The organism is Parashewanella tropica (assembly GCF_004358445.1).
Classification (GTDB): Bacteria; Pseudomonadota; Gammaproteobacteria; order Enterobacterales; family Shewanellaceae; genus Parashewanella; species Parashewanella tropica.
In genome coordinates this window covers 3,393,004-3,415,825 of record NZ_CP037951.1, presented here as the reverse complement: position 1 = coordinate 3,415,825, position 22,822 = coordinate 3,393,004, and the positions used below count along the sequence as shown (strand labels likewise).

Below are 22,822 nucleotides of genomic sequence, written 5' to 3'. Positions count from 1 at the left end.
AACCCCTTATGAAAACGGGGCATTATATACATGTGCTAAAGGAATATGCACGAGTATATGTTCAATGTTTGTAATGGTTACGCCCTTGAATAATTATTAGCATTACCTCTATCACAAGGAACTTGCCATGTTAATGCAGTCAGACCTAAGCCTATAATAAAAGCGATTAAAAATGCAGCTACGCCAATTGCTTCACCTGCGAGATCCGAAAGACCAAGTTGATTGTCAAAATCTTGAATTAAAATTAAGGCCAGCATACCCAAAGTGATACAAATAGCGAAAGGAGAAACTTTACAGCCGTATTCAGCCACTTTCCTACATTTACTCTTTTCAGGAGTAGAGTCGTTTGTCGCTGGAGAATTAAAATAACTGCTGTGAACTACCTGTACGCTACCCTTTTTAGCATCAAATTCTTTACCAGGTACCGCTTGATAACCTTGAATATTTGGTGATTTTTCTTGGAGTAAAGGTTGGGTAGATGCAGAGTCGTAATCAACTCTATTACTATCCATACATTCTTGTGTTGCCATAAGATTTATTTAAACCGAGTGATGTTGATGGAACAGTACCCCAATATTTGAATTTTTTACCAGTTAACAATTGTTCATTAACTGTGGTTTAAGTGTTTACTATCATTCGCATTATTCATTTTCTTTGTGCCGTACTTAATGTGCTTATAGTTTGAAGGCAATTGCTTTTGTCATTTTTGTGTAAGAGCTCATACATATTTCTGTTATTAAAATCTCATATTTCATTCTCATAACTGCAACATAGCCTGCTTAACTTATTGCCCGTTAGCTCTAAAACTCACCAGTAATAGGATGAAATTATGAATGCGAAATGGGTAATGGTTCCCGCTGCATTGGCTTTTGCTGCATCAGCTCACGCTGCTGTATTGCCAAAGCACCAAATGGAAAGCGATTGGTACAAGGATGGACAAAACCAATTGGTTAAAAAGCTGAACTTAAAAACAGGATTAAAAGCCAAAAATGTGATCTTGTTTGTGGGCGATGGTATGGGCGTGTCAACGCTCACGGCGGCTCGTATCTATGAAGGGCAAATGAACAACAAGCCGGGTGAAGAAGGTTACCTAAGCTTTGAAAAATTCCCATACACTGCATTGGTCAAAACTTATAACGTAGATGCTCAGACTCCTGATTCAGCGGGCACGATGACAGCGATGATTTCAGGCCTAAAAACCGATGCTGGTGTGATTGGTGTTGATGAAGACGTGGTTCGTGGTCAATGTGAAACCATCAAAGGCAACCAAGTGGCGACTGCGGTTGAGTTAGCGGAAATCAAAGGGTTATCTACAGGCATTATTTCTACTGCTCGTATTACTCACGCAACACCTGCGGCCACTTACGCAAAATCGGTTGACCGTAACTGGGAAGACATCTCAGATATCAAAGATGAAAAGGCAAAAGGTAAATGTGAAGACATCGCTTCTCAGTTAGTTAACTTTGAAAAGAACCTTGAAAAGCGTTATCTCGGCGTTGATGTTGATGGTATCGACTTTGTGATGGGCGGTGGTCGTCGTCATTTTTTACCAAAAGATAAAGCGGCAAATTCGGCCGATGCTCGTAGTGAAGTAGAGGGTGATCGTACCGATAACCGTAACTTAGTGACTGAATGGAAAGAAAAATACCCACAAGGCACTTATGTGATGGATCAAAAAGGCTTTGATGCGATTGATGTGGCTAAGGCGAGTAAGGTCTTTGGTTTATTCAATGAAAGCCACATGCAATACGAGGCTGATCGTAAGAATGATAAAGCGGGTGAGCCTTCATTATCTGAAATGACGGAAACGGCAGTTAATTTCCTTAAAAAGGATAAAGACGGTTTCCTGTTAGTGGTTGAGTCAGGTCGTATTGATCATGGTCACCATGCGGGTAACGCCTATAACGCTTTAAACGATACGGTTGAATTTGCTAAGGCCGTTCAAAAAGCCGTTGAAAATACTAACCCTGAAGAAACGCTTATTTTAGTGACGGCGGATCACAGCCATGTGTTCACTATTGCGGGCTATCCAAAGCGTGGTAACCCAATTCTAGGAAAAGTGGTTTCAGTAGGCAAAACTGAACCTTCAAAAGCGGCTGACGGCAAGCCTTATACAACGCTTGGTTACGCGAATGGTCGTGGCTACATGAACCTAGGTGACGAAACGAATGCCGATGCGGGGTATGGTCAAGACATTCATAAAGATGGTCGTGTTGATTTGTCTGCAATTGATACCACAACACCAGGTTTCCACCAAGAAGCAACCGTACCTAAAAGCAGTGAAACCCATGCTGGCGAAGACATTACTTTACACGCGACTGGCCCAGGAGCGCAGTTAGTCCAAGGTGTCGTAGAGCAAAGCGACGTTTATCACATCATCAATCAAGCGCTTGGCTTAGACAAATAATCGAGGACACCAAGATGAAATTATTAACAAAAATCTCCATCCTTGCAGCCTCAGTAGCTCTTGTAGCCTGTAATGGTGATGATGGTAAAGACGGCCAAAGCGGTGCTGATGGCAAGAATGGTAGTAATGGTTTAAGTTCATTTGTATTGCAGACAGTTGTACAACCTGGGCATGCGGTTTGTGCCAATGGTGGTCTCCAAATTGATTCAGGTTTGGATAAAAATGCCAATGGTAAGTTAGACGCTAGTGAAATCAGCTCAACGACCCATCAATGTAATCCAGCTAAAAGCTCATTAAGCCCGAAAGATTTGTTAACCAATGAAAACAACGCTTGGTATGTTCAAAGCGCCAAGAGTGTTGAAGATGCTAAGCAAATGGCACTGAATGCTAATAATGAGCGCGGTGCAGCAAAAAATGTCATTTTATTTGTGGGTGATGGCATGGGCGTGTCTACCGTTACTGCAGCTCGTATTCGTGACGGTCAAAACAAAGGCATGAAAGGCGAAGAAAACAATCTTAGCTTTGATAAGTTCCCGTTTGCTGGTTTAGCTAAAACCTATAATGTTGACGCACAAACACCTGATTCAGCTGGGACCATGACAGCTATGATTTCTGGTGTAAAAACAGACGTAGGTGTTCTTGGTGTAGATGAAGACATCGAGCGCGGAAAATGTTCAACCGTTAAAGGAAACGAATTAGTTTCTGCCATTGAATTAGCTGAAATTGCTGGTCTTTCCACTGGTGTGATTTCTACGGCACGTATCACTCACGCAACACCTGCGGCAACTTATGCTAAATCGGCTGATCGTAATTGGGAAGACATTTCTGATATCAAAGACGCTGACGCCAAAACTAATTGTGAAGATATTGCATCACAGTTAGTGAACTTCGAGAAAAACCTTGAAGCTCGTTATGACGGTTTAGATGTTGATGGTTTAGAAGTCGTTATGGGCGGTGGTCGTCGTCATTTTTTACCAAAAGATGCTGCAGCAAATTCAGCCGATGCACGCAGTGCTATTGAAGGTGATCGTACTGATGGTCGTAACCTAATCAATGAGTGGAAAGCGAAATATCCAAACGGCGATTATGTGTTTGAAGATGATGACTTCCGAGCCATCAATCCTGAAACCGCTGAGCGCATTTTTGGATTGTTTAATGAAAGCCACATGCAGTATGAGGCAGATCGCCATAACGATAAAGCGGGTGAGCCGTCATTAACTGAAATGACAGAAAAAGCGATCAAGCTATTAGATAACAATGACAAAGGCTTTATGCTGGTGGTCGAATCGGGTCGCATTGACCACGGCCATCACGCGGGTAACGCATACAATGCGTTAGAAGATACCATTGAGTTTTCAGAAGCGATTGAAAAAGCGGTTCGCATGACCAATCCAGAAGAAACCTTAATCATTGTTACTGCGGATCACAGCCATGTATTTACCATTGCGGGTTACCCTAAACGTGGTAATCCAATCTTAGGTAAAGTGGTCGGTATTGGAAAAACGGAACCATCAAAAGCGGCTGATGAGAAACCATATACGACCTTAGGTTATACCAATGGTCGAGGCTTTATGAACTTAGGTGCTGAAACTGATGCAGATGAAGGGTATGACCAAGATATTCATATCGGTCGCGCAGACTTGACTGATGTTGATACTACAACACCTGGTTTCCACCAAGAAGCCGCAGTTCCAAGAGGCAGTGAAACTCACGCGGGAGAGGATGTGGGTATTTATGCCAAAGGTCCATCTGCGCAATTAGTATCAGGTACCAATGAGCAAAGCATCATCTTCCATGTAATGGAGCATGCTATCGATCTTATTAATAAGGCTGAAACCAAACTGAAACCTTAAGTTGATAAGTTGTATTGCAGATAGTATGTTAACGCCCGCTATATGTGGGCGTTTTTATGGATGAAAAACAATGAAAAAGATACAAGCAGTATTGTTGCTAGCAGGCATGGCTTTCAGTTCCGCTCAAGCCGTAGAGATATGCAGCAACCATGAAGTTGTTGGAGCCAAGTATCAAGTCTCCGAGGTAAAACACGGTAAACAAACCTCAAAACAAGTGAACGTATGGCGTAATAAAAACGCCGTGTTATATGAATATCCGCAAACTCGAATTGCTGAATATTGGTATAAAACGCCTAATGCTTCTAAAGAGTTTCTTCAATTAACCCGTTATTTTGATGAGTTCAAACGTGGCATTGAATATCAAAGTAAAGAAATCCGCAGCGCTAATAAACAGCAACATTGGAATCGCTTGTACCATGTGTTTACGCCAAAGCGATTAGCGAAATATCAAAAATCTTCTACAGGCGGTAACAGCTGCACACGAGTGAGTCATTACCACATTCCAAATACGGTGAAAAAAGTCGAATGGTTAGAGCACTATCAATTACCCAAATCTTTTACTTTAGGGCAGAAAGGCAATACCTATCAATGGACGTTAATTGAGTTGGTGTCAGAGCAGAAACAAGTGCTAAGCCGTTTTAAGCAACGAGGCGAGTTTAAAACCACTGATTATGCTGATATTGGTGATAATGAATCTGATGAGTTTTTATCTAAGATGATCAATCAAGGGTTTTAATTTACAAGGCGTGAGCTTTTAAAAGCCTTATTTGGCTTGGTCTTTGTACCGATAACCATGAGCTGAAATTAATATTCAGAAAACCTTTATTTCACCTGCGAAAACTAAACTATCAGTAAGGCTTTTATTGATAGTCGGTGTATGACAGCTCTTTGTAGTTCTACAAATTGTCCAACTCAGATTGGTGAAGCTCAACAACACCAATATAAAACAAACTTAGCAGATTACCCTGAAAATAGGTGTGATCTCGCTATGCCTTTGTCGTTAGATAATTGGAAACAACTGGAGATTATCGAACAAGAGAGGCTGTTATTAGCCTTTGAAGAGCAATTAAGCTCAGATCAGAAATCTATTCCTTATGATCTCTTGGCATTGCCAAGTGAAGCATTACAAGCGTTAATTCAACGTGAGCCGACTCACCTATTAAAGATTGTTTCGCTTATGGGCTTGCCTCTTTCGTGTACTCATCAGCCATTGTTAAAGTCATTATGTGCAGTGTTCGAGCAAACCTTTTCTGAGTCAGATACTTATCAAGCCGATTACTTTTTAGTGATACAAGCATTCAGTGAAGTGGTTGAGATACGGCTTTCGGATTACTTTTTACTCAGCATGGCATCCTTGAAGCGGTGGCATAGCCATATTCCAGACGTTGTCGACAAAGTATTTTTGCAGGACTTAAGTGTACGTATTGATGCGTCAGCTGAATATGTACAATTAAGAAGCAACATGCTGCAAACTTTGCTGTTTAACTCTCAATTATCACTGCAAAAACAAAGAGGATTATGGATAGAGCTAGCACTGAGCCCTATCCCTTTAATTTCCGAGCAAGAAACCCAAGCCTTTTATCAAGAAAATTGGATGAAGCTTTCTGGTTTGGAGAGAGATTTTGATAAACAGTGTGTGGCTGATTACTGTTCGGCTTATGAACTGCTTGATTCTGCTTTTTCAGATAGTCATGAAGTTGCGCAAGTTTACTACTTTCAATTACTCGAGTTCATGCTCGATAAAATGGAACAACATTTTGAATTTATAGAATACGATGACTGTTCTGATGAAGCACAGAATATCGAGAGAAATTTAGAGTTAAGGCAATGTATGGAGCTGAGTTTCCATATCATAGAAAAATTGTTCCCTAAACCGTTAAATCTAATCCCCAAGCATCAAGCATTATTGTACCAACTCGTGAGAACGGGTTTGTGCCGAAATTGGCAAATTGCAATGCCATTTTATTGCCTTAGTGATGAAGCAAAAGTCGGGGGGAATTTGGTTGATGCTGTGGGTGACCAGCATGTCAGTCAACATTTTTTAGACTATCAGCGTACCCGTTTACCAGAGCCTCTTAAAACAGCGCATAATGTGAAATCTGTCCACACTTACCAAAGTGCTCGTCGCCAATTAATGGTTTGTTGTTTACGAATGAGTACCTCTGAACTCGAAGCTCTCTGTAAACATGAGATTTTTTCATATAAAGAGTTATGTTTGATTGCCGTGCGCTTACCAGAGGCCAGAAAACAAGTTTTTACTATCGCTAAAAGAGATGAATTAGCACATAAAACGCTTGCTCAAATATGTGCAAAACACAAAACACTTGCTGAGCATTACTTCAAAACTTTCCCTGAAAAAAGCCACGCTTGGCGAGCTAAAGTGGCTATGAAGCATCCTAATTTAATGAAAAAAATGTGGAAAGAGTTTGAGAAAGCTAAGCGGCATTTTTCTGAGCTGACAATGGAGGAGCAAACTCAGTGGAAAAAAGCATTAGTGTTTCTTTGTGATTCTGCTGAGCGGGCACAAAAAGTTTTACCGTTTGCTTTGGCGCATGAAGATACTGAGCGCTTGTTATGTCAGATATTGATCCAACAGCCCGACCTTGTAACAGAAGCTGTTGTAAAAAGAATATTTTCAGCGAAAGGGGAAGAAGAAAAGGACTACTTAGTTTGTCAATATGGTCGCCAATTACAAGATTTGGGTGTCAGTGAGGAGCAAATTAAAGCAAGTTGTTCATGGTGTGCGTTATCTTCTCACCCAGAGTTACCTCACGAATTGGATGAGGCTCAATTACTCAAAGCGGCTAAGTATAATCGTAGTCTGGCTAAGACAATGATTTGTGCCGCCACACCTGAAAAACGGTTAGAATTAAGACGTCAATTAAAGCAGTGGCCAGAGTTATTTGCTGAACATACCGTTGAAGGTTCAGAACAACAAATTGAGCTCAATAGTCTTGAAGCTGGCTATGAGCTATTGAATCATCCAGAGCGGTGGGAATTTGTGAATAAGCAAAGCTTATATGCTTTGGCTACCAGTAGAGTTGTATTTGCCCACTCTTTATTGTTCAACCCCCAGTTTGTATCCTTGGCACGACAATTAACCGAAGAGCAAGTATGCCGGATTTTAGTTATCCATGACATGTGGGATAAACATGAAGTGGCTATAAGGGGAGTGTTTCAGAGAAATATTGATCCTAACGTTGCCAAAAATTCTTGGTTATTTTCAACAGAGCTAATGATCAAAGGGATTGAACTGGGTTATATCACTAGTAGTGATATAACTGATAAGATGACTCAAATTAGGTATACTGAAAAAGAGCTTGAACTCCTTCTAAACTGTGACACCTTTACTCGTTCACTTTCTTATTCGGACTTATCTCGATTAGCGTCATGCTATAAATCATTTGCGATCCATCTATTAAATTCTCCCCGACACCGTTGCGAGCTAACCCTTGGGCAATTATTTGAGTTGAGTAAAAAATACGATGTTGTAGCTCAAGGGATCATTCAATCAGTAGACGAAGGTCAATTGGTTGGACTTAGCGCTGAACAGTGGTTAGCAATTGCCAGCGCTCACCCTAGGGAAAGATCATGAAACACCCCGTCACAGCTAGTTTTCCGCAGATTTAGAAATTTAGCTTTTCTTTTATATCTCACTGTGATCTTATACTTCTTTTTAGAGTATGAGATTTCTTATGAACGGCCATGATTTGATTCAACAACTTTCTACAATCAGAGACCCACGACAGGACTGGAAGATTGATCACAAGCTAACAGATATTTTGCTACTCACCATTTGTGGTGTTATTGCTGGTGCTGAAGGTTGGGAAGAAGTTGAAGACTTCGGTCATGAACGACTTGACTGGCTTCAGAATTATGGAGATTTTGATAATGGAATTCCCGCTCACGATACCATTGCCAGAGTGATTAGCAGCATTAGTGCAAAGCAGTTCCAACAATGTTTTATTGATTGGATGCAAGCTTGTCATGAAGTGACTAAAGGCGATGTTGTCGCCATTGACGGTAAGACCGTTCGTCGTTCATATAACAAAGCAAAGCGGCTTGGCCCTATTCATATGGTGAGTGCTTTTTCTACAGCGAATAATGTCGTGCTTGGACAAATAAAAACGGCTGAAAAGTCTAACGAAATTACAGCAATCCCAGAGTTACTAAAACTATTAGACATTAGAGGTTGCATTGTAACCATTGATGCAATGGGCTGTCAGAAGCAAATAGCTCAAACAATCTTAGATAAAAATGCCGACTACTTGCTTGCAGTAAAAGGTAATCATAAGCGCTTAGAAGAAACCTTTATCAAACATTTCTCTATGGATAAACTTCAGAAATGGAATGGTGAATATTTTACAACAAACGAAAAGGCACACGGGCGTGAAGAAACTCGAATGCACATAACCTGTGAAACTTTTGGAGAGTTTGTTGATTTAGGCTTTGAATGGCCAGGGCTACAAACATTGGGAATCAGTATTTCCTTTAGAAATAACGAAGGTGAAGTTCCCACAGACGCTACAATTCGATACTTCATTAGCTCAGCTAAATTAACGCCGAAGAAGTTTGCTGAAGCTGTAAGGTCGCATTGGCATATAGAAAATAAGCTTCACTGGAAATTGGATGTTGCGATGCGAGAGGATGATTGTCGTATACGACGAGGTGAAGCACCAGAAGTGTTTTCAAACATACGTCATGTAGCGCTGAATTTACTCAATAAAGAAACAACCTTTAAAGCCGGTTTAAAGAGAAAGCAAAAGAAAGCAGCAATGAGTACAAGTTACCTAGCTCAAGTCCTTGCAGGGCAAGAGCTTTCGTAATCTTTCCGTGGCGCTCACCCAGCATTATTCCAATCAATTTTTGCATTACTCGTTCGAAAACTGCTTCCTCAGCCGAGCTTAACTCAATTAAAACAAGCCGCAGCACAAAATCCAAGCTTAGCCATGGAGATGCAGCGATTCATCGCGTTACCTGAACTTTCATCCTCAGAAGAAAAACAAGTGATGGAACCATCGTTCCCTACTTTAAGGCCCAAGCGATTAACTAAAATAGATTTTATGCCATTTAAGCAGAGCCAAATGACGCGAGATGATGCAGGGCTACAGCAAAAAGGAGTGTGTGCTGGCTTGAATATTGAGTTTGCGCGCTATGCCTCTAGCCATGATGAACCAATGGATATGGTATTCAAGTTGCAGAAGTATGATATGACACATTCATCGTTGCCTGATAGAGTAAATTTCTATCAAGTTAATCAATTTGATTTTTACACTGAGCCCCGCCGTTATCATAGTGATGAAGAACCAGGGGCATATTCGAAACTGGTGAATTATGTTAATGGTGTGGTGACTTCAAGAGGAGACTCGGCACACTCAGCTCCTGTTTTTGACAAGCAAAAAGTACTGAATAAGCTACGTAGACATAATTTGTTAAGTGTTATAGATGATTGTCATGCAAGTACTTTGGTTTATGTGCCTAGAAAGCGTGAGCGCAAGGTGACTAAAGATGAATTACCGGGGGATTTATATTTCTTTGACAGTAATTACGGGTGTTGGCATTGGCAAGATTTTAATTGGGAAACGCATAAAGTGGAACTTGAGAGTAAAATATATTTAGCTTTGCAAAACCGTAATGCAGAAAAGAATTGGTGTATCTATTTTTCACCGATTGATATTGCACGAGCTGATTTGACTAAAAGAAATTTTCAAAAAGCAAGCTGATAAATGAACATGCCTCCTTAACGAAGGCATTACTGTTCTACTCTTCCAACCAAACCTCTTCAATCCAGTCCCAAAGGGTTTCCCATTGAGCGGTCATTCTGCCATCTCTCCAAAAATGGACTTGTCCCATTTGGTCGATACAGTAAAAATCATCCCCTTGCTGGCAAATGGCGATCATTTCTCTGGGCAAACCGATAGACCATGCGTAGCTGGTGACTTCAGGTAAATATGTGTGTGTTGATGGGTCGGCAGCGGTGACGGGTTCAATATGACCAAATAAAACGTCGCTGCCTTCTAGTAAATAGCTTTTTAAATCTTGAGGAAGTGGGATTAAAATTTGCTCTTCAATTTCAACCAACTGTTCAAAGGTTGGTAACTCAAGTGGAAAGGTGGTTTGCTGGTTGCGTTGCTGCAATTTTTCTAAAATATCATTCATAGGTTGCGAATATCGGTGTTATTGATTTTTGCATATTGGCAGCAAAGCTATCATTCCGATAACGGTTTAGCAAAAAAAAGCCGTAACAAGTACGGCTTTGATACAGGATTACCAAATTTTGACGCGTTTACTTGGTGGAAGATACATTTTATCTCCCGGTTTTACATCAAAGGCTTTGTAGAAAGCAGGTGAATTAGATAGTGCGCCTAATGAACGAAACTCTGGTGGAGAATGGGGATCGGTAGCGACACGATTTCGTGCGGCTTTTTCTTTAAATTTGGCTCGCCAAATTTGTGTGAAACCAATAAAGAAGCGTTCATCGCCCGTTAAGCCATCAATGATGGGTGCAGGTTTACCGTTCAAAGACTTTTTGTAGGCTTTGTAAGCGATGGTAATACCAGAGAGATCACCAATGTTTTCGCCTAAGGTCAGTTTTCCATTCACGTGCAAGTCTTTAAATACGTAATAACCGTTAAATTGATCCACCAATTGCTTGGTGCGTTTGTGGAACTCGGTTAGATCTTGAGGTGTCCACCAATTTTTTAAGTTACCGTCGCCATCGTATTTCGCCCCTTGATCATCAAAACCATGTCCCATTTCATGACCAATAACCGCACCAATGCCACCATAATTCACCGCGTCATCCGCCGCCATATTGAAGAATGGTGGCTGCAAAATTGCCGCAGGAAAGACGATTTCGTTCATGGTTGGGTTGTAGTAAGCATTAACGGTTTGTGGCGTCATAAACCATTCACTGCGATCAACGGGCTTACCTAATTTATCGAGATCTTTTTGATGATTGAACATGGCGGCTCTGCGAGCATTGCCAACGAGATCATTCTCTTTAATGACGAGCTTACTGTAATTCTTCCACTTATCGGGATAACCAATTTTAGGCGTGAACTTAGCCAGCTTGTCACGTGCTGCGGCTTTTGTTGTGGCGCTCATCCAAGTGAGATCATCAATACTGCTGCCATAAGCATCGCGCAGATTTTCAACCAATTGCTCCATTCTGGCTTTAGCTTCTGGTTTAAAGTGCTGTTTGACATAAACCTTGCCTACAACTTCGCCGAGTAAACCGTTGACCACTGAAACACCTCGCTTCCAACGAGGCTCTTGGGCTTCTTGACCGTTTAAGGTTTTAGAGAAAAAGTTGAAGTTCTCTTTTACAAAGGGATCGGACAATAAGCTGGCCGAACCTGAGAGTGTTTGCCAAGTTAGATAGACTTTCCAATCGTTAAGGTTTCGAGATTGAATAAGCTTGCCAAGACCAGCGATAAAGCTGGGTTGATTGATAATGATGTCTTTTTGCTTATCTGCTCCCATTGTTTTGAGGTAAAGGCTCCATGGGATTTGTGGCGCAAGTTTAGTTAAATTTCGAGTTTGATATAGGTTATACGTTTTGGTGCTGTCACGAGTTTTGACTTTATCCCAATGCAGTTTGGCTATTGCGGTTTCTAGTGATAACACGGTTTTAGCACTTTGGCTTGGGTTGGGTAGTTTGGCGAGTTCAAACATTTTCTGAACGTGTTTGAGGTAAGCTCGACGAAGGTCGGTAAAGCGTTTGGTTTTATCGAGATAATAGTCCCTGTTTGGCAGGCTTAAACCTGATTGCCAAATATGAGTGGCGTAACGACTGGAGTTTTTGGCATCGACATCGATGTAAAATGCCATCGGACTTGCGCCACCTTGGATTTGGCTTCGAGCAAAATACGCCACTAATTGATTTCTATTGTGAATCGCTTTAATCGCACTAAACTGCGATACAATTGGCGATAATCCGAGTGAGTTTAAGCGCTGAGTATCCATGTAAGAGCGATATAAATCCGCTACCTTTTGCTCGTCAGAGCCGCTTTTTAAGTTTGATTGCTGGGCAACATTTTCAATAATCGCCTTAACGTCATCTCTCGCGTGTTCCCTTAAATCGTAAAACGCACCGATGCTGGTTCTATCACTTGGGATCTTAGCGTCTTTGAGCCAAGTGCCGTTGACATAAAGATAAAAGTTATCTTGAGGACGAACGCTTCGGTCAAAGTTTTTAAAATCGATACCAGAAGTCAAAACTGGTTTGTTCTGGTTCAAAGTATTAGATGACGGTGATGGCGATTGAGAGCTCGTCGCCTTATCATTTGTACAGGCTGTTAAACTTAATATTATTGAAAGTGTGATGCTGCTTAGAAGGAGTTTTTTCATTGAATTTTCCTAAGAACTGGTTAGGGGCAGTTTATCTTTCGAGATGATTTTTGCAGCGATAAATTGGTTATTTTATGCAAGGCGGAGCTTGTGAAGTGTGGTTGCACCACATAAACTAGCGATAACGCAGCAGAAATGACCAATTTACGCTGTCTTCGATGCTTATGAGCGCTACCTGTTCTGTGTTGTGAGCAATTTACTTAGAATGCTAAGCTTCATTGCCCACGCCTTGAACAGAAAAGCGCTCATATAGCACAAAATTTCATCCTGAAAGATAAACAGCCCCTAGTATTTGCACTGTAAAACTAGCGAATTTTTGGTCAACATACAATGATCCTAAACTTCTATTTTTTGTAGATAAATCGTGAACTAATTTAAAGATTTGTTTACCATGATTGCATTAGGGGAGTAACGAATGGAAATGGGAAAAATGCCAAGGGAGCAATTGGGAATTTGTGCAGAGGGAAATCTGCACAGCATTTATTTGATGTATAACGCAGAAGATAATGTAGAAGCTCAACTTAGACCTTGTCTTGCTTCGGTGGCTCAGTATCTCTATGAGCTAACCGATCAATATGCAGACAGTGCATTCAATGGCTTTTTAGCGATTGGCGCCAATTATTGGGACAGTCTTTATCCTGATGAACGACCTGCTCTATTACGCCCATTTCCAGCTGTTCAGCATCAAGATTTTTACGCTCCTGCCATCGAGTTTGATTTATTTTTTCATATCCGTTGTGACCGCTATGATGTGTTGCATTTGGTGGCTAATGAAATCAATCAAATGCTAGAAGGTTTAGTCGAGCTGGTGGATGAAGAGCGTGGCTTCCGTTACATGGACAGTCGTGATCTCACTGGTTTTGTTGATGGTACCGAAAACCCTAAAGGCCGCCAGCGACAACAAGTGGCTTTGGTTGGCGAAGAAGAACCACGCTTTCAATCAGGCAGTTATGTTCACGTACAAAAATACGCTCATAAACTCAAACAATGGCATGGTCTTGCGCAAAAAGAACAAGAAGACATTATTGGGCGAACCAAGCAAGATGATGTTGAATACGCTTCTGAAGATAAATTGCCGAGCAGTCATATTAAAAGAGTGAATCTAAAAGATGAACAGGGCAAGAGCAAAGAAATTCTAAGACAAAGCATGCCTTATGGTTCATTACGTCAGCAAGGATTGATGTTTATTTCTGTTTGTCATACTCCGACACACTTTGAAGCTATGCTCCACAGTATGGTTAAAGGTGATGAACACGGGCATAGCGATCACTTGTTGCGCTTTACTCAAGCTTTGACGGGATCTTCATTTTTTGCACCATCACTAGATTTTTTATTAGATGCTGCAGTAGAAACTTATTAGACTTTTATATTCGATAAATACAGAAGGTTAAGTGTTTCGAGAACGATTTGAAATGCTTAATCTTTGTGGTTTGAACCGTCATCAATATCACCAAATATTCTAAATTATCAGCTAAACATCTTTCTGTTATTTCTCATAAGTGTTTCTAATAAATATAAGTATGAGATTTAAAACTTAAGCAAACTCCTCTACATAACTCTTGATTCACATCTAAGCTTTACAAATCGTTTATCTATACTTCGTCATTTATCAATGGGAGAAGCTGAAATGTTGAACACGCCTAAAAAAGCTTGCCTCTGTAATGCGTCTATTTTGACTCTCGTTTTTAGTGGATTATTTCTTATCTGCTCAAATGCTTATGCGGCTGATACGTCAACAGGAAGCTATACCTTTGCTTGGTTAAGTCATAATCCATTTGCTTATTTATTTTTGGCATTAGCGATGGGTTATCCTCTCGGTCGATTGAGCCTATGTGGGATCAGTCTTGGTGCTACGGCGGGTACTTTAATCGTTGGTATTGCCATTTCGTTTACCGCTAAGACCTTGTACGGGATGACGTTTCATATTCCCGGTTTAGTAGAAGATATCGCATTGATGATGTTTATGTATGCGTTAGGGATGAAAGTCGGTCCTCAATTTTTTTCCGGATTTAAACGGGGAGGCTGGGACTTTTTTGTTATTGGGCTAATCACGGTATTCAGTAATTTTTTAATTGTTTTCTTAGGTGCAAAACTGGTCGGTTTGGCTCCAGGCTATGCGGCTGGGATTATCTCAGGTAGCTATACCGTAACAGCCGTAATGGGCGTGGCACAAAGTGCAATTTCCAGTGGCGCTTATAAAATGCCTGATGGGTTAACTGCCGATGTGGTTGGAGCTAATATGGCTGCTGGGTACGCCATTAGCTATGTTCTCTCCTCTGTATTCATCATTTTACTGATCAAATATTTACCGACCATGTTTGGTCATGATCCAGTTAAGTCGGCTAAAGATGCTGAGGCATCATTTGGCAGTGATAAAGAAGCGCTTCCAGGCACATCGGGTTCATCCAAATTAGGACTTTCTGATCTGCAAATTCGTTCTTATCGAGTGGATCATTCAGAGCTGACTAATCAGCCATTATCAGTGATACACCAAAACAACCCGAATGCTAGCGTAGTTAAAATTTTAAGAGGTGAGCAACTTATTGAGGCTAATGATGATTCGGTGCTTAAGATAGGCGATATCATTGGCATTATGGGGGAATATAGTGACTTGCTGAAAGAGAGCGAAGTCACTGGTAATGAAGTGGATGAACCCCGAGTACGCAGTGTTGCCATTGAGGTTGCTGATATTCATATTGGTGCTAAATCCGTTCACGGAAAAACCTTACTGGAATTAGAGGAAGAAATAGGGTTTGGAGTGAGTGTAAAAGCCTTGTTCCGCTCAGGCGTTCCAGAACATCATTTACCTGATACGGTTGTCGAAACGGGAGATGTTATCCGATTAATCGGCCCAGAGGCTTGTATCAATCGAGTAGCAAAAACCTTAGAAGGAAAGCCTGTCGTGGAGAGTTCATATACTGAGGTTTCGTTTATGTCGATAGCGTTGACGATTGGCTATCTCATAGGTCACTTCAGCTTAACCATAAAAAATATTCCGTTTGCGCTTGGCACGTCTGCTGGCTGTATGTTGATGGGCATTTTTGTTTCTTGGCTACGAACACGTAACCCTAATTTTGGTGGTCCAACAAGCGAAGGTGCTCGTTCATTTATGAATGATATTGGTCTTTCATTTTTTGTTGCTGTGTTGGCTTCTTCAGTAGGGCCTAAAATTCTTAACTCTTTTCAGGGAAGTGTCATTATCTGGATTGCTCTGCTTGGATTAGCTGGAGCTTTGATCCCGCCGTTTATTTCTTGGCTTTACGGTTACTATATTCGTAAGATGAATCCTGTGATTCTGGCTGGAACCTGTGCAGGATCACGTAACAGCACACCGGGACTGAATGGAATTCAAGATATATCGAAAAGTGCCATTGCGGCTATTGGTTACCCTGTTCCTTATGCGTTAACGTCAGCCTTAGTTTTAATTCTTGGCTATATTGCGATGGTATTTTCGTAATTTCACATAAGGGAAAATGACATATGCAGAGCGGTGTAACTCTGCATATACACTTGGGGTTACTCAGAGTAATTAAATAAAGATTTAACAGTCTCTAGTGTAGAGCTCATATCAGCAAGGTGAGCTGGGCAGATAAAAATCGTATCATCACCAGCGATGGTGCCTAAAATACCTTCTGGCTTACCGATTGAATCTAAAAGACGTGCGATAAGTTGAGCTGCACCAGGACTGGTTCTAACCACAATCATTGACTCATTGTGGTCTACATCTAATACTAAGTTTTTTAGTGGGCTACCCGCTGTCGGAACGCCGAGTTCTGCAGGAAGGCAGTATACCATTTCTTGTTTAGCGTTACGGGTTCTAACCGCGCCAAACTTACTCAGCATTCTAGATACCTTAGATTGGTTAATGTTGTTAAAGCCTTCAGCTTGAAGTGCATTGACAATTTCACCTTGAGATCCAAAGCGTTCTTCTTTTAATAAGCTCTTGAATGCTTTTACTAATTCGTTTTGATTTTTAATAGTCATAATGATGTCTTTTTTATCAGAGAATGAACCGTAAACATCCCGTTCTTGATACATTCGAAGTAAACGAATTTTTGCATACTGCCAATTATAGTGTCAAACAAACTGCATAAAGGTGCATAAAAATGCACTTGGAAGTAGAGGAAACACAAGTTTACAACTTAGCTGAAACCCCTTTAAAAGTAGTATTTTGAGTTGCCATTCCTTCTACATAAATCTTATGACTTGTTTCACAGCTTTATTGAAATTTAAATCACATTCCAGTAAGGTTGCCGCACTAATTTGACCAAGATCACAAATCCTGCGAATCATCGGAGACAATTATGAAAGTTGCTGTACTAGGCGCGGCTGGCGGTATCGGCCAAGCTCTTGCCCTACTATTAAAAACTCAATTACCTTCTGGCTCAAAGCTATCTTTATATGATATCGCGCCAGTAACCCCAGGTGTTGCGGTTGATTTAAGCCACATTCCAACGGACGTTGAAGTAAAGGGTTTCGCGGGTGAAGACCCAACTCCAGCACTTGAAGGTGCTGATGTAGTATTGATTTCTGCTGGTGTTGCACGTAAGCCAGGCATGGATCGCTCTGATCTATTCAACATCAACGCAGGTATTGTTCGCAGCCTAATCGAGAAAGTGGCTGCAACTTGCCCTAAAGCACTTGTTGGTGTGATCACTAACCCTGTAAATACTACCGTTGCGATTGCTGCTGAAGTACTTAAACAGGCAGGTGTATATGATAAAAACCGTCTATTCGGTGTAACCACTCTTGACGTTATCCGCTCTGAAACTTTTGTTGCAGAAGCTAAAGGTCTTAAGCCAGAAGATGTGAAGATCAATGTTATTGGTGGTCACAGTGGTGTAACCATTCTTCCTCTACTTTCTCAAGTTGAAGGTGTAACTTTCTCTGATGAAGAAGTGGCTGCTTTGACTAAGCGTATTCAAAATGCAGGTACTGAAGTAGTAGAAGCGAAAGCCGGTGGCGGTAGTGCGACTCTATCTATGGGTCAAGCGGCATGTCGTTTCGGTTTATCTCTTGTACGCGGTCTTCAAGGCGAAGAAAACGTAATCGAGTGCGCGTATGTTGAAGGCGGTAGTGAGCACGCTGAGTTCTTCGCACAACCTGTTCGTCTGGGTAAAAACGGCGTAGAAGAAGTATTATCATACGGCGAAGTCAGTGCTTTTGAAGCTGAAGCTCGTGACTCTATGCTTGATACCTTAAAAGGTGATATCAAAATCGGCGTTGAATTTGTAAAATAATTTAACGATTTGATACAAGAAAAGCGAAGCTACGTGCTTCGCTTTTTTTGTGCCGAAAAAAAAAGATAATTCACTAAAACAAACCAATCCCTACCATGTTATTGAATTTGATTGCAATTTTGTGTTTTAGGATATGTGATCTTGGTCAATAAAGGCTTTTTGCAAATGTAGATTTGGTCACATTTCTCATGTAGAATCTGCGCAATTTGCCAAAATTTCAGTATTTATGATTTTTTGGTAAGGAGTTTATTAATAAAAAACATTGAATTTCAGTAACTTGGCTCTTTCGGAGGTCGTGTTGACACAGTCTGCCTTACTCGTACTCGAAGATGGAACCGTTTTTACCGGCACATCAATTGGTGCTTCAGGTGTTTCGGTCGGAGAAGTCGTTTTTAACACTTCGATGACAGGATACCAAGAAATATTAACGGACCCTTCTTATTCTCGTCAAATCGTCACTCTTACATACCCCCACATTGGAAATACCGGCACTAACTCAGAAGATACAGAATCAGATAACATTCATGCCACTGGCTTAATCATTCGTGATCTTCCTCTTCTCGCCAGTAACTTCCGCAATCAACAATCTCTCAGTGATTACCTTAAAAGCAATAACGTCGTAGGCATAGCCGATATAGATACGCGTAAGCTAACCCGTATTTTACGTGAAAAAGGCTCTCAAGCAGGTTGTATTTTAGTTGGTGATGACAGCGATAAAGCGCTTGCAGAAGCAAAAGCGTTCCCTGGCTTAAAAGGCATGGACTTAGCCAAAGAAGTTACTACGGACTCAACGTATCAATGGCGCAGTGGAAGCTGGCGCTTGGTGGGAGGCTTACCCAGTGATACACCTGAGTCGGAACTTAAGTATAAAGTTGTAGCATATGACTATGGTGTAAAGCGCAACATTTTAAGAATGTTAGTTGACCGTGGTTGTGATGTCACAGTGGTTCCAGCTAAAACACCTGCAAGCGAAGTGTTAGCCATGAATCCCGATGGTGTGTTTTTATCGAATGGTCCTGGTGACCCTGAGCCATGCGATTACGCCATTGAAGCGATTCAAGAAATCTTAAAAACTGAAATCCCAGTATTTGGAATTTGTTTAGGCCACCAATTATTGGCGTTAGCTTCAGGTGCCAAAACATTGAAGATGAAGTTTGGTCATCATGGTGCTAACCATCCTGTGGGTGATACCGATAAAGGCACGGTAATGATCACCAGCCAAAACCACGGTTTTGCTGCGGATGAAGCCAGTTTGCCAAGTAACATCAAAGTGACACATAAGTCGCTATTTGATGGCTCGCTACAAGGGATCCACTTAACGGATAAGCCTGCATTTAGCTTCCAAGGTCACCCTGAAGCAAGTCCGGGACCGCATGATTGCGCACCTTTGTTCGATCACTTTATCGAACTGATTGAAAACCACCTTCAACAAAAGCTGTAACTCTGGGGTAGCCGAGAAATGCCAAAACGTACAGACATAAAAAGTATCTTAATTTTAGGTGCGGGACCGATTGTCATCGGTCAAGCGTGTGAATTTGATTATTCAGGCGCACAAGCTTGTAAAGCATTACGAGAAGAAGGCTACCGAGTCATTCTGGTGAACTCTAACCCAGCCACCATCATGACCGATCCTGAAATGGCCGATGCTACCTACATCGAGCCAATCCACTGGGAAGTGGTTCGCAATATTATTGCCAAAGAAAGACCTGATGCGGTTCTACCAACCATGGGTGGTCAAACGGCTTTGAACTGTGCGCTTGAACTTGAAGCAAAAGGCGTACTTGAAGAGTTCAATGTTGAAATGATCGGTGCAACCGCCGATGCGATCGATAAGGCAGAAGATCGCAGCCGTTTCGACAAAGCCATGAAGAGTATTGGTTTAGAGTGCCCACGTGCTGATATCGCTCATACCATGGACGAAGCCTATCAAGTGCTTGAGCAAGTGGGTTTCCCATGTATCATCCGCCCTTCATTTACTATGGGGGGCACTGGTGGCGGTATTGCTTATAACCGTGAAGAATTTGAAGAAATTTGTTCAAAAGGTTTCGAGCTGTCACCAACCAATGAGCTATTGATCGATGAATCACTCATCGGTTGGAAAGAGTACGAAATGGAAGTGGTTCGTGACCGCAATGACAACTGTATCATTGTGTGTGCGATTGAAAACTTCGACCCGATGGGCGTTCATACGGGTGACTCAATCACTGTTGCGCCAGCTCAAACCCTGACCGATAAAGAATACCAATTGATGCGTAATGCATCGCTTGCAGTACTTCGTGAAATTGGTGTTGAAACCGGTGGTTCGAACGTACAGTTTGGTATCAACCCGAAAGACGGTCGTATGGTGATCATTGAGATGAACCCTCGTGTATCTCGTTCATCGGCTCTAGCTTCTAAAGCGACTGGTTTCCCGATTGCAAAAATCGCCGCCAAGTTAGCGGTTGGTTTCACTCTAGATGAATTATCGAATGACATTACTGGTGGTCGCACGCCAGCGTCATTTGAACCATCAATCGACTATGTTGTTACCAAAATTCCTCGTTTTAACTTCGAAAAATTTGCAGGCGCCAATGATCGTCTAACGACTCAGATGAAGTCTGTTGGTGAGGTGATGGCGATTGGTCGTACTCTACAAGAGTCGATGCAAAAAGCATTACGCGGGCTTGAAGTGGGTAAAAATGGCTTTGACCCAATCATCGACTTAGATGATAAAAATGCGATTTCTAAAATTCGTCACGAATTACAAGAGCCTGGAGCTGAACGTATTTGGTATGTAGCTGATGCCTTCCGTATTGGCCTATCCGTCGATGCTATCTACAAACTAACGGGTATTGATCATTGGTTCTTGGTGCAAATTGAAGAGCTGATCAAACTTGAATCTGAACTTCAAGACATGTCAGTGACTGAGCTTGATGAAACCTTCTTACGTAAATTGAAGCGTAAAGGTTTTGCGGATGCTCGAATTGCTGAGTTATTAAGAGTTTCTGATAACGATATCCGTGTACTTCGTAACCGTTTAGGTGTACTGCCTGTATACAAGCGTGTTGATACTTGTGCAGCTGAGTTTGCGACCGATACCGCTTACATGTATTCAACCTATGAAGAAGAGTGTGAAGCGAACCCATCCGATCGTGAAAAAATCATGGTGCTGGGTGGTGGTCCAAACCGTATTGGTCAAGGTATTGAGTTCGATTACTGCTGTGTACATGCGGCATTGGCGATGCGCGAAGATGGTTACGAAACCATTATGGTGAACTGTAACCCTGAAACCGTATCAACGGATTATGACACTTCCGATCGCTTGTACTTTGAGCCAGTAACGCTTGAAGACGTATTGGAAATCGTGCGTGTTGAAAATCCAAAAGGCGTGATTGTTCAATACGGTGGTCAAACGCCACTTAAGCTAGCGAAAGCGTTAGAAGAAGCAGGCGTTCCCATCATTGGTACCAGCCCAGATGCAATTGACCGCGCCGAAGACCGTGAGCGCTTCCAAGAAACCATTAAAGAACTGGGTCTAAAGCAGCCTGAAAATGACACGGTAACCACAGTTGAAGCAGCCGTTCATGCCGCTGAGCGTATCGGTTATCCGTTAGTGGTTCGTCCATCATACGTATTGGGTGGTCGGGCAATGGAGATCGTTTACGACCAAGACGATTTACTGCGTTACTTTAATGAAGCGGTTCGTGTATCGAATGACTCGCCAGTGCTTCTAGACTACTTCTTAGATAACGCGATTGAAGTTGATATTGATGCGGTTTCTGACGGTAAAGATGTGGTTGTTGGCGCCATTATGGAGCACATCGAGCAAGCAGGGGTTCACTCTGGTGACTCAGGTTGTTCATTACCGCCGTACAGCTTAAGCCAAGAAATCCAAGCACAAATGCGTGAGTATGTTCGTAAGCTTGCATTGGAGCTGGGTGTAGTGGGTCTAATGAATGTTCAGTTCGCGGTTAAAGATAACGAAATCTACATGATTGAAGTTAACCCGCGTGCGGCTCGTACAGTTCCGTTTGTGTCTAAAGCGACTGGTGTTCCATTAGCGAAAATCGCAGCACGTGTAATGGCGGGGCAATCTTTGGCAGAGCAAGGGTTTACGAAAGAAGTGATCCCAAGCATGTACTCAGTGAAAGAAGTGGTTCTGCCATTCAACAAGTTCCCGGGTGTTGACCCATTGCTTGGTCCTGAAATGCGCTCAACCGGTGAAGTAATGGGCACAGGTGAAACCTTTGCTGAGGCTTATGCAAAAGCCTGTTTAGGTGCGACATCTGACGTACCTAAGTCGGGTCGTGCACTGCTTTCTGTTCGTAACAGCGATAAAGAGCGTGTGGTAGAGCTGGCGGCACAGCTTATTAAGTTAGGCTACGAGCTAGATGCGACTCATGGTACGGCTGTGGTTCTGGGTGAAGCCGGTATTAATCCACGTTTAGTGAACAAAGTACATGAAGGTCGTCCGCATATTCTTGACCGTATTAAGAATGGTGAATACAGCTACATGGTAAACACGACTGAAGGTCGTCAAGCGATTGAAGACTCTCGTCAGTTACGCCGTGCAGCATTACGTCATAAGGTGAACTACACTACAACCCTGAATGCCGCATTTGCAGCGTGTATTTCACACAATGTAGATGAGCGTAAGACAGTACGTTCAGTACAAGAAATTCATGAGAATATCTAAATATCTTCTTGTTTGAAAATTGATTTTAAACAAGCATTAAATGTTAAAAAGGCTGCAATATTGCAGCCTTTTTTGTTTATATTTTCAGCAAAAACTCCAATTAGGGATCATACTAGCTACATATATCAGCTTAAAGCTGAATTTAACTTAAGTTTGAACCAATTAGCACTTGAATTAGTCTAAATAACAGGCTAATTCTACATTGGCTCAGCTTAATGTTTGGTTTCTGTAGTTTTGAGTGGGAAAGTGAGTCAGTAATAGACTCGCTTTTTTAATGAATGTTATGAGCTTTTCA

The 22,822-nt window shown here is 41.7% G+C and carries 15 protein-coding genes; 11 read left to right on the top strand and 4 right to left on the bottom strand.

The features are described from left to right. Positions 1 to 77: 77 nt before the first annotated feature. Positions 78 to 530, bottom strand: a complete 453-nt coding sequence (locus tag E2H97_RS15055) for a hypothetical protein (protein ID WP_133407892.1) — start codon at positions 528 to 530, stop codon at positions 78 to 80. Positions 531 to 829: 299 nt separating this feature from the next. On the opposite strand from E2H97_RS15055, the gene E2H97_RS15050 reads away from it, so the two are divergent. The 6 genes from E2H97_RS15050 (at position 830) to E2H97_RS15025 (ending at position 9,983) form a co-directional block, all read left to right on the top strand. Next, positions 830 to 2,407 carry an alkaline phosphatase gene (locus tag E2H97_RS15050; protein WP_133407891.1) on the top strand — a complete coding sequence of 526 codons (1,578 nt, stop codon included), beginning with the start codon at positions 830 to 832 and terminating at the stop codon, positions 2,405 to 2,407. A 14-nt stretch (positions 2,408 to 2,421) separates the two neighbouring features. Further along, a complete protein-coding gene (locus E2H97_RS15045) occupies positions 2,422 to 4,260 on the top strand; it encodes an alkaline phosphatase family protein (RefSeq protein WP_133407890.1) in 1,839 nt (612 codons plus the stop codon). Between the two features lie 70 nt (positions 4,261 to 4,330). Next, a complete protein-coding gene (locus tag E2H97_RS15040) occupies positions 4,331 to 4,996 on the top strand; it encodes a hypothetical protein (RefSeq protein WP_133407889.1) in 666 nt (221 codons plus the stop codon). Positions 4,997 to 5,137: 141 nt separating this feature from the next. After that, complete coding sequence (locus tag E2H97_RS15035) at positions 5,138 to 7,855, top strand: hypothetical protein (RefSeq protein WP_133407888.1); 2,718 nt, start codon at positions 5,138 to 5,140, stop codon at positions 7,853 to 7,855. 100 nt (positions 7,856 to 7,955) lie between these two features. Further along, positions 7,956 to 9,086: an ISAs1 family transposase gene (locus E2H97_RS15030; RefSeq protein WP_133408585.1), complete on the top strand. Its 1,131-nt coding sequence runs from the start codon at positions 7,956 to 7,958 to the stop codon at positions 9,084 to 9,086. Positions 9,087 to 9,215: 129 nt separating this feature from the next. Next, positions 9,216 to 9,983 carry a hypothetical protein gene (locus tag E2H97_RS15025; RefSeq protein WP_133407887.1) on the top strand — a complete coding sequence of 256 codons (768 nt, stop codon included), beginning with the start codon at positions 9,216 to 9,218 and terminating at the stop codon, positions 9,981 to 9,983. Positions 9,984 to 10,020: 37 nt separating this feature from the next. On the opposite strand, the gene E2H97_RS15020 is transcribed toward E2H97_RS15025, so the two are convergent. Both E2H97_RS15020 and E2H97_RS15015 read right to left on the bottom strand, forming a co-directional pair. Next, on the bottom strand, positions 10,021 to 10,419 hold the full coding sequence (locus E2H97_RS15020; RefSeq protein WP_133407886.1) for an SMI1/KNR4 family protein: 399 nt from the start codon (positions 10,417 to 10,419) through the stop codon (positions 10,021 to 10,023). 108 nt (positions 10,420 to 10,527) lie between these two features. Further along, positions 10,528 to 12,612 (bottom strand): M13 family metallopeptidase, encoded by a 2,085-nt coding sequence (locus tag E2H97_RS15015; protein ID WP_133407885.1) that lies wholly within the window; start codon positions 12,610 to 12,612, stop codon positions 10,528 to 10,530. A 415-nt stretch (positions 12,613 to 13,027) separates the two neighbouring features. Between E2H97_RS15015 and E2H97_RS15010 the strand changes: the two genes are divergently transcribed. Continuing rightward, entirely contained in the window at positions 13,028 to 13,972 is a 945-nt protein-coding gene (locus E2H97_RS15010; protein WP_133407884.1) for a Dyp-type peroxidase, read from the top strand. A 252-nt stretch (positions 13,973 to 14,224) separates the two neighbouring features. After that, positions 14,225 to 16,069: an aspartate:alanine exchanger family transporter gene (locus E2H97_RS15005; protein ID WP_246029010.1), complete on the top strand. Its 1,845-nt coding sequence runs from the start codon at positions 14,225 to 14,227 to the stop codon at positions 16,067 to 16,069. 59 nt (positions 16,070 to 16,128) lie between these two features. On the opposite strand, the gene argR is transcribed toward E2H97_RS15005, so the two are convergent. Continuing rightward, positions 16,129 to 16,596: a transcriptional regulator ArgR gene (gene argR / locus E2H97_RS15000; RefSeq protein ID WP_425466811.1), complete on the bottom strand. Its 468-nt coding sequence runs from the start codon at positions 16,594 to 16,596 to the stop codon at positions 16,129 to 16,131. Positions 16,597 to 16,916: 320 nt separating this feature from the next. Here argR and mdh point away from each other — a divergent pair, with 320 nt between their 5' ends. From mdh to carB, 3 genes are all read left to right on the top strand, one after another. Continuing rightward, positions 16,917 to 17,852, top strand: a complete 936-nt coding sequence (gene mdh, locus E2H97_RS14995; RefSeq protein ID WP_133407882.1) for a malate dehydrogenase — start codon at positions 16,917 to 16,919, stop codon at positions 17,850 to 17,852. 298 nt (positions 17,853 to 18,150) lie between these two features. Further along, on the top strand, positions 18,151 to 19,293 hold the full coding sequence (gene carA, locus E2H97_RS14990; RefSeq protein ID WP_133407881.1) for a glutamine-hydrolyzing carbamoyl-phosphate synthase small subunit: 1,143 nt from the start codon (positions 18,151 to 18,153) through the stop codon (positions 19,291 to 19,293). 18 nt (positions 19,294 to 19,311) lie between these two features. Beyond that, entirely contained in the window at positions 19,312 to 22,527 is a 3,216-nt protein-coding gene (carB, locus tag E2H97_RS14985) for a carbamoyl-phosphate synthase large subunit (RefSeq protein WP_133407880.1), read from the top strand. Positions 22,528 to 22,822: the final 295 nt, after the last annotated feature.

Excerpts from the sequence above, each read along its gene's own strand:
- E2H97_RS15040 (WP_133407889.1), top strand. The coding sequence starts at position 4,331 with ATGAAAAAGATACAAGCAGTATTGTTGCTAGCAGGCATGGCTTTCAGT.
- carB (WP_133407880.1), top strand. The coding sequence starts at position 19,312 with ATGCCAAAACGTACAGACATAAAAAGTATCTTAATTTTAGGTGCGGGA.
- E2H97_RS15010 (WP_133407884.1), top strand. The coding sequence starts at position 13,028 with ATGGAAATGGGAAAAATGCCAAGGGAGCAATTGGGAATTTGTGCAGAG.
- E2H97_RS15050 (WP_133407891.1), top strand. The coding sequence starts at position 830 with ATGAATGCGAAATGGGTAATGGTTCCCGCTGCATTGGCTTTTGCTGCA.
- E2H97_RS15005 (WP_246029010.1), top strand. The coding sequence starts at position 14,225 with ATGGGAGAAGCTGAAATGTTGAACACGCCTAAAAAAGCTTGCCTCTGT.
- E2H97_RS15055 (WP_133407892.1), bottom strand. The coding sequence starts at position 530 with ATGGCAACACAAGAATGTATGGATAGTAATAGAGTTGATTACGACTCT.
- E2H97_RS15045 (WP_133407890.1), top strand. The coding sequence starts at position 2,422 with ATGAAATTATTAACAAAAATCTCCATCCTTGCAGCCTCAGTAGCTCTT.
- E2H97_RS15020 (WP_133407886.1), bottom strand. The coding sequence starts at position 10,419 with ATGAATGATATTTTAGAAAAATTGCAGCAACGCAACCAGCAAACCACC.
- mdh (WP_133407882.1), top strand. The coding sequence starts at position 16,917 with ATGAAAGTTGCTGTACTAGGCGCGGCTGGCGGTATCGGCCAAGCTCTT.
- E2H97_RS15035 (WP_133407888.1), top strand. The coding sequence starts at position 5,138 with ATGACAGCTCTTTGTAGTTCTACAAATTGTCCAACTCAGATTGGTGAA.
- E2H97_RS15025 (WP_133407887.1), top strand. The coding sequence starts at position 9,216 with ATGCAGCGATTCATCGCGTTACCTGAACTTTCATCCTCAGAAGAAAAA.
- E2H97_RS15015 (WP_133407885.1), bottom strand. The coding sequence starts at position 12,612 with ATGAAAAAACTCCTTCTAAGCAGCATCACACTTTCAATAATATTAAGT.
- E2H97_RS15030 (WP_133408585.1), top strand. The coding sequence starts at position 7,956 with ATGAACGGCCATGATTTGATTCAACAACTTTCTACAATCAGAGACCCA.
- argR (WP_425466811.1), bottom strand. The coding sequence starts at position 16,596 with ATGACTATTAAAAATCAAAACGAATTAGTAAAAGCATTCAAGAGCTTA.